This is a genomic window from Streptomyces sp. NPDC085866 (genome assembly GCF_044541035.1).
Lineage (GTDB): Bacteria > Actinomycetota > Actinomycetes > Streptomycetales > Streptomycetaceae > Streptomyces.
Genome location: NZ_JBITSQ010000035.1, coordinates 1 through 13,419, shown reverse-complemented (window position 1 = coordinate 13,419; position 13,419 = coordinate 1). Strand labels below are relative to the sequence as shown.

At 71.3% G+C, this 13,419-nt stretch carries 11 protein-coding genes; 5 read left to right on the top strand and 6 right to left on the bottom strand.

What is annotated here, in order from left to right; all coding sequences use genetic code 11:
- A partial coding sequence (locus ACIF83_RS45575; RefSeq protein ID WP_393480779.1) for a maltotransferase domain-containing protein occupies nt 1-731 on the bottom strand: 731 nt, incomplete at its 3' end.
- Between the two features lie 338 nt (nt 732-1,069).
- Between ACIF83_RS45575 and ACIF83_RS45570 the strand changes: the two genes are divergently transcribed.
- Nucleotides 1,070-3,688 (top strand): glycosyltransferase family 1 protein, encoded by a 2,619-nt coding sequence (locus ACIF83_RS45570; RefSeq protein WP_398139830.1) that lies wholly within the window; start codon nt 1,070-1,072, stop codon nt 3,686-3,688.
- A gap of 3 nt (nt 3,689-3,691) precedes the next feature.
- On the opposite strand, the gene ACIF83_RS45565 is transcribed toward ACIF83_RS45570, so the two are convergent.
- The 3 genes from ACIF83_RS45565 to ACIF83_RS45555 all read right to left on the bottom strand — a co-directional run bounded on the left by ACIF83_RS45565 (nt 3,692) and on the right by ACIF83_RS45555 (nt 8,235).
- Nucleotides 3,692-4,213: a DUF1990 domain-containing protein gene (locus tag ACIF83_RS45565; RefSeq protein WP_393480773.1), complete on the bottom strand. Its 522-nt coding sequence runs from the start codon at nt 4,211-4,213 to the stop codon at nt 3,692-3,694.
- Between the two features lie 65 nt (nt 4,214-4,278).
- The gene (locus ACIF83_RS45560) at nt 4,279-5,943 is read right to left on the bottom strand and encodes a M4 family metallopeptidase (RefSeq protein WP_393480771.1); all 1,665 of its coding nucleotides are present in this window, start codon (nt 5,941-5,943) and stop codon (nt 4,279-4,281) included.
- A 252-nt stretch (nt 5,944-6,195) separates the two neighbouring features.
- Complete coding sequence (locus tag ACIF83_RS45555) at nt 6,196-8,235, bottom strand: M4 family metallopeptidase (RefSeq protein WP_399736527.1); 2,040 nt, start codon at nt 8,233-8,235, stop codon at nt 6,196-6,198.
- 313 nt (nt 8,236-8,548) lie between these two features.
- Between ACIF83_RS45555 and ACIF83_RS45550 the strand changes: the two genes are divergently transcribed.
- Complete coding sequence (locus ACIF83_RS45550) at nt 8,549-9,169, top strand: TetR/AcrR family transcriptional regulator (RefSeq protein WP_399736524.1); 621 nt, start codon at nt 8,549-8,551, stop codon at nt 9,167-9,169.
- A gap of 84 nt (nt 9,170-9,253) precedes the next feature.
- Here the strand turns inward: ACIF83_RS45550 and ACIF83_RS45545 are convergent, their stop codons facing one another.
- Entirely contained in the window at nt 9,254-10,429 is a 1,176-nt protein-coding gene (locus ACIF83_RS45545) for a YbfB/YjiJ family MFS transporter (RefSeq protein WP_399736533.1), read from the bottom strand.
- Nucleotides 10,430-10,611: 182 nt separating this feature from the next.
- Nucleotides 10,612-10,914, bottom strand: coding sequence for a muconolactone Delta-isomerase family protein (locus ACIF83_RS45540; RefSeq protein ID WP_399736521.1), 303 nt, complete (start codon nt 10,912-10,914; stop codon nt 10,612-10,614).
- 149 nt (nt 10,915-11,063) lie between these two features.
- Here ACIF83_RS45540 and ACIF83_RS45535 point away from each other — a divergent pair, with 149 nt between their 5' ends.
- The 3 genes from ACIF83_RS45535 to ACIF83_RS45525 all read left to right on the top strand — a co-directional run bounded on the left by ACIF83_RS45535 (nt 11,064) and on the right by ACIF83_RS45525 (nt 13,328).
- On the top strand, nt 11,064-11,987 hold the full coding sequence (locus tag ACIF83_RS45535) for a LysR family transcriptional regulator (RefSeq protein ID WP_399736518.1): 924 nt from the start codon (nt 11,064-11,066) through the stop codon (nt 11,985-11,987).
- A gap of 248 nt (nt 11,988-12,235) precedes the next feature.
- Nucleotides 12,236-12,943 (top strand): SDR family NAD(P)-dependent oxidoreductase, encoded by a 708-nt coding sequence (locus ACIF83_RS45530; RefSeq protein WP_399736515.1) that lies wholly within the window; start codon nt 12,236-12,238, stop codon nt 12,941-12,943.
- A 13-nt stretch (nt 12,944-12,956) separates the two neighbouring features.
- Nucleotides 12,957-13,328 (top strand): SgcJ/EcaC family oxidoreductase, encoded by a 372-nt coding sequence (locus ACIF83_RS45525; protein WP_393480754.1) that lies wholly within the window; start codon nt 12,957-12,959, stop codon nt 13,326-13,328.
- Nucleotides 13,329-13,419: the final 91 nt, after the last annotated feature.

Here is a 13,419-nt window from a genome sequence, read left to right as displayed (position 1 = left end):
AGCGCCCGCTCCCGCTCCACGAGCAGGGGCATCGCGTCGGACGCGGTCACCGACTCCCGCAACGGGTGACGGGACAACACCGCGTCCACCTCGGGCGCCAGGGCCGCCGCGAGCCGCCAGGCGGCCGGGCGGTCCTCGTCCCGCAGCGCGGCAGCGGCCGCCAGGACGACGTCCCGCTGCTCCTCGGGGGCTCCGGCGGCCGCCTGCTCGTACAGCCGTGCGCCCTCCTCCAGGACCAGGCCGGTGTCGATGCCCGCCGGGATCTTGATCCGTGCGTGGTGCCGCCAGGTGGCGACCGGGTCCGACCAGGCCTCCACCGTGTAGGTCCAGCGGCCTGGCTCGTCCGGGGTGACGGTGGCGCCCAGACGGTCGGTGCCCGGGGCGAGTTCACGCATCGGGGTCCAGGGGCCCGGGCGGCCCTGAGGGTCCCGCAGGACGACGTTCGCGGCGACGGCGTCGTGGCCCTCCCGGAACACGGTGGCCGACACCTCGAACGACTCACCGGCCACCGCCTTGGCGGGCCTGCGCCCGTGCTGGACCACCGGGCGCACGTCGAGGACGGGGATTCGGCCGAGAGTGGTCGGCTCCGGCGGGACGGGACGCTGCCGAGGCGGGGCCGGAGCCTCCTCGAGGAGTTCCTCGGCGGGCTTTCCGGTTTTCTTGCCAGAAGTTTTCCTTCCGGCTGCCTTGCTGGGTGTCGTGGGTGCTGACGAGTGGTGCGTGGCGGGCATGACCGCTCCTGTCCGCTTCAACGGGGGTGTGGGCGGATGGCTGTGGGGAGGTGGGTCCTGCAGGTCAGACGTGGTACTGCTGTGGGACGTACCGGAGGAGCCTTCCCACCCTATTCGGGTGGGCAATCCGGCACTTTGTTAACTACTCACGCGTATGTCTACGCACAAGACCGGCCCCTTTTCCGGTTTCCCGCCCGGGTGGCCATTACGCCCCCGCCACGCCCCGACACCCGCCCCTGCTACGTCCCCACCGACGCCCCGGTAACCACTAACGTCGACCCTGACGACGAGACGTACAGCGCCGTGCGTCTCACCCCGTAACGCGTCCGAGGTGGAATGTGAAGGCGATCCGTCGGTTCACCGTCCGTCCCGTTCTCCCCGAACCCCTCCGGCCGCTGAGCGACCTGGCGCGCAATCTGCGCTGGTCCTGGCATGTGGAAACGCGCGATCTGTTCCAGTCCGTCGATCCCGAACGCTGGGCCGCCGCCGGAGGCGACCCGGTGCGGCTGCTGGGCGGGGTGCGCCCGGCCCGGCTCACCGAGCTGGCCGGGGACCGGCGGTTCCTGCGCCGGCTGCGCGCGGCCGTCGACGACCTCAACGACTATGTGACCGGCGACCGCTGGTACCAGCAGCAGGACGACGGGCTGCCCGCCGCCGTCGCCTACTTCTCGCCCGAGTTCGGCATCACGGCCGCGCTGCCCCAGTACTCCGGCGGCCTCGGCATCCTCGCCGGCGACCATCTCAAGGCGGCCAGCGACCTCGGGGTCCCGCTGATCGGTGTCGGCCTGCTCTACCGGCACGGGTACTTCCGCCAGACCCTGTCCCGGGACGGCTGGCAACAGGAGCACTACCCGGTGCTCGACCCCCATGAGCTGCCCGTCAGCCTGCTGAAGGAGGCCGACGGCAGCCCCGCCCGGGTGTCCCTCGCGCTGCCCGGCGGCCGGGCGCTGCACGCCCGGATCTGGCTGGCCCAGGTGGGCCGGGTGCCGCTGCTGATGCTCGACTCGGACGTGGAGGAGAACGACCTCGGCGAACGCGGGGTGACCGACCGGCTGTACGGCGGCGGCAGCGAGCACCGGCTGCTGCAGGAGATGCTGCTGGGGATAGGGGGTGTCCGGGCCGTGCGGACGTACTGCCGGCTCACCGGACACCCGGCGCCCGAGGTGTTCCACACCAACGAGGGACACGCCGGCTTCCTCGGTCTGGAGCGGATCGCCGAACTGTGCGACCGGGGACTCGACTTCGACTCGGCGCTGGAGGCCGTGCGCGGCGGGACCGTGTTCACCACGCACACCCCCGTCCCGGCCGGGATCGACCGGTTCGACCGGGAGCTGGTCGCCCGGCACTTCGGGGCGGATGCCGAACTCCCGCGCATCGACGTGCAGCGGGTCCTGGCGCTGGGCATGGAGACCTACCCGGGCGGCGAGCCGAACCTGTTCAACATGGCCGTGATGGGACTCCGGCTGGCCCAGCGGGCGAACGGGGTCTCGCTGCTGCACGGGCAGGTCAGCCGGGAGATGTTCGCGGGGCTGTGGCCGGGATTCGACGCCGAGGAGGTGCCGATCACCTCCGTGACCAACGGGGTGCACGCCCCGACCTGGGTCGCCCCCGAGGTGCTGCGGCTCGGCGCCCGGGAGATCGGCGCCCAGCGGGCCGAGGACGCGCTGAGTGTCGGCGGCTCCGAGCGCTGGGACTCGGTCGCGGACATCGCGGACCAGGAGGTCTGGGAGCTGCGCCGCACCCTGCGCGAACAGCTGGTGCTGGAGGTGCGGGAGCGGCTGCGCGCCTCCTGGCGGCAACGCGGCGCCGGGGACGCAGAGCTGGGCTGGATCGACGGCGTGCTCGACCCCGGGGTGCTGACGATCGGGTTCGCGCGGCGCGTGCCGTCGTACAAGCGGCTCACGCTGATGCTGCGCGACCGGGACCGGCTGATGGAGCTGCTGCTGCACCCGGAGCGGCCGATCCAGATCGTCGTCGCGGGCAAGGCGCACCCGGCGGACGACGGCGGCAAGCGGCTGGTGCAGGAGCTGGTGCGGTTCGCCGACGACCCGCGCGTGCGGCACCGGATCGTCTTCCTGCCCGACTACGGCATGGCGATGGCGCAGAAGCTCTACCCCGGCTGCGACGTCTGGCTGAACAACCCGCTGCGCCCGCTGGAGGCCTGCGGCACCTCCGGGATGAAGGCCGCGCTCAACGGCTGCCTCAACCTCTCGGTGCTGGACGGCTGGTGGGACGAGTGGTTCCAGCCGGACTTCGGCTGGGCCGTCCCGACCGCCGACGGCGCGGGCACCGACCCGGACCGCCGTGACGACATCGAGGCCGCGGCCCTCTACGACCTCCTCGAACAGCGGGTCACCCCACGCTTCTACGAGCGCGGCCGGGGCGGGCTGCCGGACCGCTGGATCGACATGGTCCGCCAGACCCTCACCCTGCTGGGCCCGAAGGTGCTGGCGGGCCGGATGGTCCGCGAGTACGTCGACCGCCTGTACACGCCCGCCGCCCAGTCCCACCGCCTGCTGACCGAGGACACGGCGCGTGAACTGGCCGCCTGGAAGGCCAGGGTGCGGGCCGCCTGGCCCCGCGTGAGCGTCGACCACGTGGAGACGACGGCGACGCCGGCCACCGCGGAGCTGGGCTCGACCGTGGGGCTGCGGGTGCGGGTGGGGCTCGGCGATCTCGGGCCGGACGACGTGGAGGTACAGGCGGTCTCCGGCCGGGTCGACGCGCAGGACCGCATCACCGATGCCACGGTGGTCCCGCTGAAGGCGACCGGTGCCCCGGACCTGGAGGGCCGCCGCGTCTACGAGGGCCCGCTCTCCCTGGACCGCACCGGCCCGTACGGCTACACGATCCGCATCCTCCCGACCCACCGCCTGCTCGCCTCGGGCGCGGAACTGGGCCTGGTGTCCGTGCCGTCGGAGGAGGCGGTGGAGGGGGCGGGGGTGCTGATGCGGTGAGTGTCAGTCCTTGAGGTCCCGGGTGGCCAGCTCCCGCAGCACCTTGCCGCACCTGCGGGCGTAGGCGTGCTGCAGCCCGCGCGTCGCGGCTCCGCCCGCGCGGGCGTACCACTTCTGGGCGCGGCTGAAGGCGGCCACCGTCAGCCAGACGGTGCCGTCGCCGGTGCGGTCGACCACGAAGGCCTCCTCGCCGCACTCGGGGTGGCCTTCCAGGGTGCCGTAGGCCCAGCCGGCGCGGCGGGGCTCGTCGACGGTCCAGACGATGCGGCAGGGGGCCTTGATGAGACCGGCCAGGGTGACGGTGACGTCGACGTCGGGGGCCGCGCGGTCGGCGGTGGCGTCGATGCCCATCCCCATCGCGCGGTGCATCTCCCAGGTCAGGACCGCCTCGGCGGCCCGGCGGAAGACCTCAGGGCCCTCGCCGAGACGGGTGCGTTCGAGTAGTGGGCGGAAGCCGGGCGGGCAGAAGGTCACGTCGTCGCGGGTCGCGCCGACCGGCTCGTAGGTGAAGGGCGCCGAGGACATGGGTCACAAGGGTAGGGCGGTGCCCGGGACGCCTTACGCCCGGGTACCGCCCGTCAAGCACTCGGTCAGCTGGTGACGTTGACCCCGGTCCAGGCCGCCTTCACCGCGTTGTACTCGGTGCTGCCGGAGCCGTAGAGGTCCGCCGCGGCCGACAGGGTGCCCGCGCGGGCGCCCGAGTAGTCGGTCGTGGACGTGAAGTACGTCGTCAGCGCCTTGTACCAGATCTGCAGCGCCTTGGCGCGGCCGATGCCGGTGACCGTCGAGCCGGTCTTCGTCGGGGAGTTGTAGCTCACACCGTTGATCGTCTTCGCGCCGCTGCCCTCCGACAGCAGGTAGAAGAAGTGGTTCGCGACGCCGGACGAGTAGTGGACGTCCAGGTTGCCGACCGACGAGGACCAGTAGTCCGCCGAGCCGCCGTCCTTGCTGGGCTTGTCCATGTAGCGCAGCGGGGTGCCGTCACCGTTGATGTTGATCTTCTCGCCGATGAGGTAGTCACCGGGGTCCGAGGCGTTGTTCGCGTAGAACTCCACGCCCGTGCCGAAGATGTCGGAGGTGGCCTCGTTCAGGCCGCCCGACTCGTCCGAGTAGTCCAGGCCGGCGGTGTTGGCGGTGACGCCGTGGCTCATCTCGTGGCCGGCGACGTCGAGGGAGGTCAGCGGGTCGGCGTTGCCGTCACCGTCGCCGTAGGTCATGCAGAAGCAGCTGTCGTCCCAGAACGCGTTGACGTACGCGTTGCCGTAGTGGACGCGGGAGTAGGCGCCGACGCCGTCGTTCTTGATACCGCTGCGGCCGAAGGTGCTCTTGTAGAAGTCCCAGGTCTCCGCAGCGCCGTACGCGGCGTCGGCGGCGGCCGTCTGGTCGGAGGAGGAGGTGGAGGCGGTGCCGGTGCCGAAGGTGTTGGTCGAGCTGCTGACCAGGGTGCCCTTGCCGGACGTCTTGCGGGCGAGGTTGTAGGTCTTGTGGCCGCCGCGCGAGGCGTCGGTCAGGTTGTACGTCGAGCCCGACTGGGTGGTGGTGAGGCTGACGCTGCCCGAGTACAGCGTCTTGCCGGTGCCGGTCGCGTTCTCGATGCCCTGGTACTCGAAGAGCTTCTTGCCGGTGGCCGCGTCGGTGATGACGTGCAGCTGGTTCGGGGTGCCGTCGTCCTGCAGGCCGCCGACGATCGTCTCGTAGGCGAGGACGGGCTTGCCGGAGCCGGCCCAGATCACCTTGCGCGCGCCGTCCGCGGAGGACTTCGCGGAGCCCAGGGTCTTGGCGGCGCTCACGGCCTGCTTCTCCGCCTTGGCGGCGGTGATCTGCGGCTTGAGCGAGGCAACCTTGATGGCGGACTTGTTCGCCTTGGTGACGCCCTCGGCCTTGCCCGACTTGGCGGTGTGGACGACCAGGTCGCCGCCGAGGACCGGCAGGCCCGCGTAGGTGCGCTCGTAGCGGGTGTGGACGGCGCCGTCGGCGTCCTTGACGACGTCCTTGACGACCAGCTTCTCCTTGGCGCCGAGGCCTATCTTCTGCGCGGTGTCGGCCGCGCCGGCCTGGGCCTTCTGGATCAGGGTGGTACGGGCAGCGGCGGACAGCGCGGTCGGGGCGGCGGCCAGCGGCTTGGCGGCGGCGGCCTCGGCCGGGGTCTGGGCGTGGGCACTGGTGGTCAGACCAGTGGAGAGCAGGGCTCCGGCCGCGACAGCGGTGGCGATGGCCAGAGTGGTGCGCTTGTGACGCGCGTAGAGGGGGCTCACAGAAGCTCCTTCTCGTGGGGGAGTCCGGGCAGTGTGGGGTTACTGGCCGGAGTGTGTGACGTTGCGAAGTTGCTGTGCTGCTGCGGCGGGTGGAGAGAGAGTGACATCAGGGGCGCGTACATGTCAGGACCCCAAAGTGATGTTGGCCGAAATCCGTCTGTCTGGTGAACGTTTCAGGAATGTAAAACGGGCGCCGCCCGAGGGGATCGAACCCCCGGACGGCGCCCTGTTCCGGTGCTGGTGACGTACGGTCTACGGGAACGTCAGCTTCCAGCTGTTGATCGTGCCGACGTCCTGCGCGGCCTGGTCCTGGACCTTCAACTTCCAGGTGCCATTGGCCGATTCGGAGGAGGCGTTGACCGTGTAGGTCTCGTTGACGTTGTCCGCCGAGTCGGACGAGGAGAAGTTCTTCAGGCGGTACGAGGTGCCCGACGGACCGACCAGGTCGATCACCAGGTCACCGCGCCAGGTGTGCGTGATGTCCACGCTCACCTGAAGGTTGCTTGGCGCGTTTCCGCTCCTGCCGGAGACGGTGATGTTCGAAGTGACCGCCGGCCCGTTGTCCGGGATCGAAACCGGCGAGGTGTTCTCGTACGAGGTGCCGCCGCCCCCGCCGCCACCGGAGCGCGAACCGACCGCCACGGCCGCCCAGGCGTCCTGCACCGCCTTGTACTCGGTGCTGGTGGTGCCGTACAGCTCGCCGGCCGCCGCGAGGGTGCCGGTGCGGGCGCCCGCGTAGTTGGTGGTGGAGGTCCACTTGGTGGTCAGCGCCCGGTACCAGATCTGCAGCGCCTTGTCGCGGCCGATGCCGGTGACCGGAAGGCCGTCCGCGGTGGGCGAGTTGTAGGTGACACCGTTGATGACCTTGGTGCCGCTGCCCTCGCTCAGCAGGTAGAAGAAGTGGTTCGCGGGGCCCGAGGAGTAGTGCACGTCGAGGTTGCCGAGCCCCGAGTACCAGCTGTCCTTGGACGCGCCGTCCTTGCTGGGCTTGTCCATGTAGCGCAGCGGGGTGCCGTCGCCGTTGATGTCGATCTTCTCGCCGATGAGGTAGTCGCCGACGTCCGAGCTGTTGTTGGCGTAGAACTCCACGCCGGTGCCCATGATGTCGCTGGTGGCCTCGTTGAGGCCGCCGGACTCACCGCTGTAGTTGAGGCCGGCGGTGTTGGAGGTGACACCGTGGCTCATCTCGTGGCCCGCGACGTCGAGCGAGGTCAGCGGGTCGTTGTTGCCCGAGCCGTCGCCGTAGGTCATGCAGAAGCAGCTGTCGTCCCAGAAGGCGTTCACGTACGCGTTGCCGTAGTGGACGCGGGAGTAGGCGCCGACGCCGTTGTTCTTGATGCCGCTGCGGCCGAAGGTGTTCTTGTAGAAGTCCCAGGTGACCGCGGCGCCGTAGTGGGCGTCCGCGCCCGCGGTGGCGGCGTTGGACGTGGTGCCGTTGCCCCAGGTGTCGTTGGTCTGGGAGAACAGCGTGCCGGTGCCCGAGGTGCCGTGGTTGAGGTTGTACGTCTTGTGGCCGCCGCGCGCCCCGTCGGTCAGCGTGTAGTTCGAGCCCGACTGGGTCGTGGTCAGCGTCACCTGGCCGCTGTACTGGGTGTTGCCGACGCCGGTCCTGATGCCCTGGTACTCGAAGAGCTTCTTGCCGGTGGCGGCGTCGGTGACGACGTGCAGCTGGTTCGGGGTGCCGTCGTCCTGGAGCCCGCCGACGACGGTCTCGTACGCGAGAACAGGCTTGCCGCTGCCCGCCCAGATCACCTTGCGCACGCTGTCCGCGGCCGACTTGCTGCCGCCGAGGGCCTTGGCCCGCTGCACGGCCTGCTTCTCGACCGAGGCCTTCGACACGGCCGGGGTGAGGTCGGCGACCTTCAGCGAGGCGTTGTTCGCCCTGATGACGGACTTCGTCGCGCCGGACTTGGCGGTGTCGACGACGAGGTCGCCGCCCAGCACCGGCAGGCCCGCGTAGGTCCGCTCGTAACGGGTGTGCACAGTCCCGTCGGCGTCCTTGACGACGTCATGGACGACCAGCTTCTCCTTGGCCCCGAGGCCTATGGACCGCGCCGTGGCGGCCTTCCCGGCGTCCGCGTGCCGGATCAGCTCGGCGCGCTGCGAGGGCGTGAGCTTGAGGGCCACATGGGCGGGGTTGACCTTGCCGGCCTGCGGCTTCGCCGGGGCGGCGCTCGCGGCGCCGGACTGGACGGCCGCGGCGATCAGGGTGGCGACACCCGCGAGGGCGACGGCGGCGGTGCGGCGGTGCGCTGTGTGGGAGGTGCGTCTGCGAGAGGTGCTACTCAACACTGACTCCTTCTGCGTGACCGCGGGTCGCGCGGCCAGGGGAGACCGGACGGTGGGTTGGGACGTCCGGGCAGAACAGGGCGTTACGCGGAACCACGTGCAGGTGCAGAGCCGGCTCACGCGAGCATGGGGAACTGTGGGGTTGCTGTGAGTCGGCCGTGGGAAGAGTGGCAGGGGATCACGGCATCTGTCAGGACCGCGTCAGAAACTTGGCTGGAAATGGTCCGTTGACCGGATGTTCATGTTCGGTATGCGGACTGTTGACCCCGGTCGGTCGTTCCGGCTCGAAATAGTCGACCGGTCGTAAAATTGACCCATGGGACGTACCAGTGATGCCCGGGAGAAGATTCTCAGCGCCGCGTGGTCTCTGATCGAGGAGCGCGGCTACTCCGCCCTGGGCGTGGCCGAGATCTGCAAGGCGGCCGGCGTGCCCAAGGGGAGCTTCTATTACTTCTTCGAGTCCAAGGAAGCCCTCGCGCTGGCCGTCATAGACGAGCACTGGGCCGGTCAGAAGCGCACCTGGAGCGCCGCTCTCCGCGGTGACGCGGAACCGCTGAGCCGGCTGCGCCGACTGTTCGAGGAGACCGAGGCCGCCCAGCGTGCCGGCCAGCAGAGCTGCGGCACCGTTTCGGGCTGTCTGTTCGGGAACCTCGCCCTGGAGATGAGCAACCGGACCGAGGCGATTCGCGCCCGGCTGCAGGAGATCTTCGACGCCCAGGTCGAGATGGTCGACTCGGTCATCGCCGAGGGTGTTGAGCGGCAGGAGGTCGACGTGGCCGACACGCGGGAGGCCGCGCGGGCCGTGGTCGCCCAGCTCGAAGGGCAAGTGCTGTTCGCGAAGCTCTACAACAGCCCGCACCGCCTGGGCCCCCTGTGGGCCAACTGCCTTGCCCTGCTCGGCGCTCGTGCGCCGCGGGAGGCCGTGGCCGGGGTGTGAGACCCGCCCGCGCGAGGCGCGGCGGGTGGGGGTGGCCTCGACGAGGCGGAGCCGGTCGGGTCGGCCTGCCGTGGCTCCGGTCCGTCAGACGCCGCCCCGGTCGGGGTCCGCGGTGGCCTCCGCGCGCGCGGGCCGTCGTACCGGAGCGCCCCGCCGCACCACCACCCCGTGGAGCGTGAGTCCCCTGCGCAGCACGGCGGCGGCCGCGGCGGCGGCCAGGACCACGGCCGCGGCCAGGATCAGGGCCTGGTGGTAGCCGTGGCGGAGCAGGGGGGCGACGGCCAGGGGGCCGAGGATCTGACCGACGGAGTATCCGGCGGTCAGCAGCGCGACCGAGCGAGGGAAGCGCAGCTGGGCTCCCGCGGCGAGGGCGAGTGTGCTGACGCCGATGAAGGTGGCGCCGAACAGGACCGCGGAGACGAGGCCGGCCGTCACCCCGGCGATCAGGGCCGGCAGAGCGATGCCGGCCGCCTGGACGACGAGCGCGACGAACAGCAGACCGGGGTGGGACCAGCGGCGCCCGAGCCGGGCCCACAGCGCGGCGGACGGTACGGCCGCCAGGCCGACCAGCACCCAGGCGCCGCTGCCGATCCAGCCCGGTGAGCTCTGTTCGATCGCGGCGACGAGGAAGGTCCCGGCGACGATGTAGCCGACGCCTTCGAGGGTGTAGGAGGCGAACAGGACGCCGAACCAGGGGCGGGCGCGGAGGGTCGGCGCGCCGCCGCCGGCCGGCCCGGCCGGTGCCGCGGTGGCTGCGGGAGCGGGCTCGGGGCGCAGCTGCCACGAGGCGATGGTGAGGACCGCGGTGAGGGCCGCCGAGGCCCACCAGGCGGCCCGCCAGTCGGCGACGGAACGCAGGGTGAGGACGAGTAGACCGGACAGGGCGATGCCGGCGCCCACTCCGCCGAAGGCCCAGCCGGACAGGTGGGCGGGGTGCTCGCGCAGACGGCTGTGAAGGGAGCTGACGGCGATGACGAAGATCACCGCACTGGCGACGCCGGCGAGCAGCCGCAGCCCGACCCACACCCCCGTGCTGTGGGTGGCGGGCATCGCGGCCAGGCTGACGGTCAGCGCGACCAGGGAGGTGCGCAGGAGGGCGGGGGAGCGGACCAGCGCGGGCGCCAGGATCCCGGCGAGCGCGCCGACGAGGTAGCCGGCGTAGTTGGCGGTCGCCAGGTCGGCGCCCGCACCCGCGGACAGTCCCGCCCGGGCGTGCATCAGAGGCAGGATCGGGGTGTAGACGAACCGGCCGACACCCATGCCCGCGGCCAGCGCGGCGGCGGCCTGGGCGACATGCGCCCAGGGAGAGCGGAGCGGGGCGCTTTCCCGGACTGTGCGGGCCGAGGAGGCGCGCAAAGGTCGTACGCGCATGAGGAAGTCCCGGCGGTGACGCGGTGAGGTGAGGGTGGGGGAGAGGGGGGGCGCGGGCGGCGGCCGTGCGGTCAGTGGCCGCCGTCGCCTCGGCCCGGGTCGTTGGGGTGGGACTCGAGCGGGGTGACGGTGACGGTCATCCACGGGCGCAGGGGAAGTGTGCCGAGCACCTTCTCGTGGAGTTCCTGCTCGTCCGCAGCCCGCCAGACGCCGATGCTGCGCAGTTCGCCGACCGGGCGCCACAGCCGCGCCAGGTTGCCGGTGGCGGCCAGTTCCCTCGCGCGGACCGCCTCGGCGGCCCGTCGCCTGTCGACCTCGTCCTGGCCGGTGCCCTCGGGGACGGTGGTCGTGATCTCGACCAGGAACTCTCGCATGGTCTGCTCCGCTTCGGTGGGGCGTCGGGCGGGGCCCGCCGTGTTCGTTCCACGCCGGACCTCCATGCCCTCATCGTCCGCCCGGCGCAGCGGGCACGCCACGACAGGCTTCCTCGCTGCTGGGAGGCGCTGCCTCGCACCGACGTAGCATGACGGGCGTGGAGCTGCGCCAACTTCGCTACTTCGTCGCGGTGGCCGAGGAACTCAACTTCGGCCGGGCCGCCAAACGGCTCCTGATCGCCGGGCCCTCCCTGTCCCAGCAGATCAAGGCGCTCGAACGCGACCTGGGAGTGCGCCTGTTCGACCGCGACCGCCGTTCGGTGGCCCTCACCCCGGCCGGCTCGGCGCTGCTCCCGCACACCCGCGCCCTGCTGGAACAGGCCGACGACCTGCGGCGACGCGCGCGTGGGCTGGCCGGTTCGGAACCTGTTCGGCTCGGCTATGTCAACTGGCTGCCCGCGGACCTGATCGCCCGCACCTCCGCCGTGGCCCAGGTCCACGTCGACGCGTGGGTCGCCCCCTCGCACGCCCAGGCGGCCCGGGTCGCCGACGGCGGCCTGGACCTCGCGGTGTGCTGGGTGCGTACCGAGGACCTGGAGCGGCGTGACCTGTGCGCCCGGCTCATCGGCGCCGACCGGCTCTATGCCGTCGCCACCGGCACGGACACGAGCGAGGTGACCGCCCGGGAGACCGCCGTGCTCCTGGACGACGACGTCACCTCCTGGTCCTCCTGGAACGTCTACGCCGAGCAACTGGCCCGGGACACCGGGGCCCGCGTGCTGCGCATCTCCGACGGCGGCGTCACCGGCCCCGCCTTCTTCGACCACGTCCGCCGCAGCGGTCGCCCCGTCATCAACTCGCCCAAGGGGCAGACGACTCCGCTCCCTCCCGACCTCGTCCGACGCCCCGTCGTCGCACCGCGGATCCACTGGACGTGGTCCCTGGTGCGGCGCCGCGGCGAAGTCCGTACGGCGGTCCTCGCCGTCGCCGAGGCCCTGTGCGACGGCGTCGGCGACCTGGGGATCCACGGCCTGGACGCCTGGCTGCCCGAGGGCGACCCGTACAAGCGCTGAGCGCTCCGCGGAAAGTGCCGCGATGTGCCGTCAGTCCTCCGCGCGTCGCGAACGGGGGCGGTGTCGCGCTGACGTGCACTGGGAGTCTGCGCCTCTCAGTTGCTAGGAAGCGGGTCCCGGCGCGGCCCTCCTCGGCCTTTGACTGCCTGCGGCGAGCAGGCCTACGGTCAAATAGTCGACCGGTCGGCTAGTAACTGGACGTCAGGTCGCGGTACCCCTCGGTCCCACCCACTCTGGAGAACATCCTCATGAGCACCCAGAAGGTCGCAGTCATCACCGGCGCCTCCCAGGGCATCGGCGCCGGACTCGTCGACGCCTACCGCAAGCTCGGCCACGCCGTCGTCGCCACCTCGCGCGGCATCGCCCCCTCCGCCGACCCGGACGTCCTGACCGTCCAGGGCGACATCACCGACCCCGCCACCGCCGAACGCGTCATCGCCGCCGCGGTGGAGCGGTTCGGCCGCGTCGACACCCTGGTCAACAACGCGGGAATCTTCGTCGCCAAGCCCTTCACCGACTACACCGGGGACGACTACGCCGACGTGACCGGCGTGAACCTCGCCGGCTTCTTCCGCATCACCCAGCTGGCCGTCGAGCAGATGCTCACCCAGGGCGGCGGTCACGTCGTCAACGTCACCACCAGCCTGGTCGACCACGCGGACTCCCGCGTCCCCTCCGTACTGGCCTCGCTGACCAAGGGCGGACTGCAGTCCGCCACCAAGTCGCTGGCCATCGAGTACGCCACCCGCGGCATCCGCGCCAACGCGGTCTCTCCGGGCATCATCAAGACGCCGATGCACCCGCAGGAGACCCATGAGGCGCTCGCCGGCCTGCAGCCGGTCGGCCGGATGGGCGAGCAGAGCGACATCGTGGACGCGGTGATCTACCTGGAGAACGCCCCGTTCGTCACGGGCGAGATCCTGCACGTCGACGGCGGCGTGAGCGCAGGCCACTGAAGGAGATCACGAGATGCACACCAAGGCGGACACCGAAGCGATCCTGCACAGCGTCCTCGACCGGTGGAAGGCGGGCGTCGACGGCCACGAGCCGGAACAGGTCGCCTCGCTCTTCACCGAGGAAGCGATCTTCCAGGGGCTGCACCCGTACAGCGTCGGACGGCAGGGCGTCGCCGACTACTACGCGTCCCAGCCCCTGGGCCTGTCGGCCGCGTACCGCGTCCAGGAGAGCCGGCGCCTCGCCGACGACCTGGTGCTCGGATACCTGACGGTCGACTTCTCCTTCACCGACCGTCCCACGCTGACCGTCAACCTGGGCGTCCTGCTGAGGCGTTCGGACGACGGCTGGCTCATCGACCACTACCAGGTCTCCCGCCTCGGCTAGGTGTATTGACCTGAAGCGTTGTTCACGCGGCTGATCGGTGGGTGGCCGCCGAGTGCGGTGTGGCAGCGGTGGTGGTTGTAGGTGTGCAGGA

Coding starts and splice junctions, on each gene's coding strand:
- ACIF83_RS45565 (WP_393480773.1), bottom strand. CDS start 4,213: ATGTCCTCGGCGCCCTTCACCTACGAGCCGGTCGGCGCGACCCGCGAC.
- ACIF83_RS45550 (WP_399736524.1), top strand. CDS start 8,549: ATGGGACGTACCAGTGATGCCCGGGAGAAGATTCTCAGCGCCGCGTGG.
- ACIF83_RS45545 (WP_399736533.1), bottom strand. CDS start 10,429: ATGGGTGTCGGCCGGTTCGTCTACACCCCGATCCTGCCTCTGATGCAC.
- ACIF83_RS45540 (WP_399736521.1), bottom strand. CDS start 10,914: ATGCGAGAGTTCCTGGTCGAGATCACGACCACCGTCCCCGAGGGCACC.
- ACIF83_RS45535 (WP_399736518.1), top strand. CDS start 11,064: ATGACGGGCGTGGAGCTGCGCCAACTTCGCTACTTCGTCGCGGTGGCC.
- ACIF83_RS45530 (WP_399736515.1), top strand. CDS start 12,236: ATGAGCACCCAGAAGGTCGCAGTCATCACCGGCGCCTCCCAGGGCATC.
- ACIF83_RS45525 (WP_393480754.1), top strand. CDS start 12,957: ATGCACACCAAGGCGGACACCGAAGCGATCCTGCACAGCGTCCTCGAC.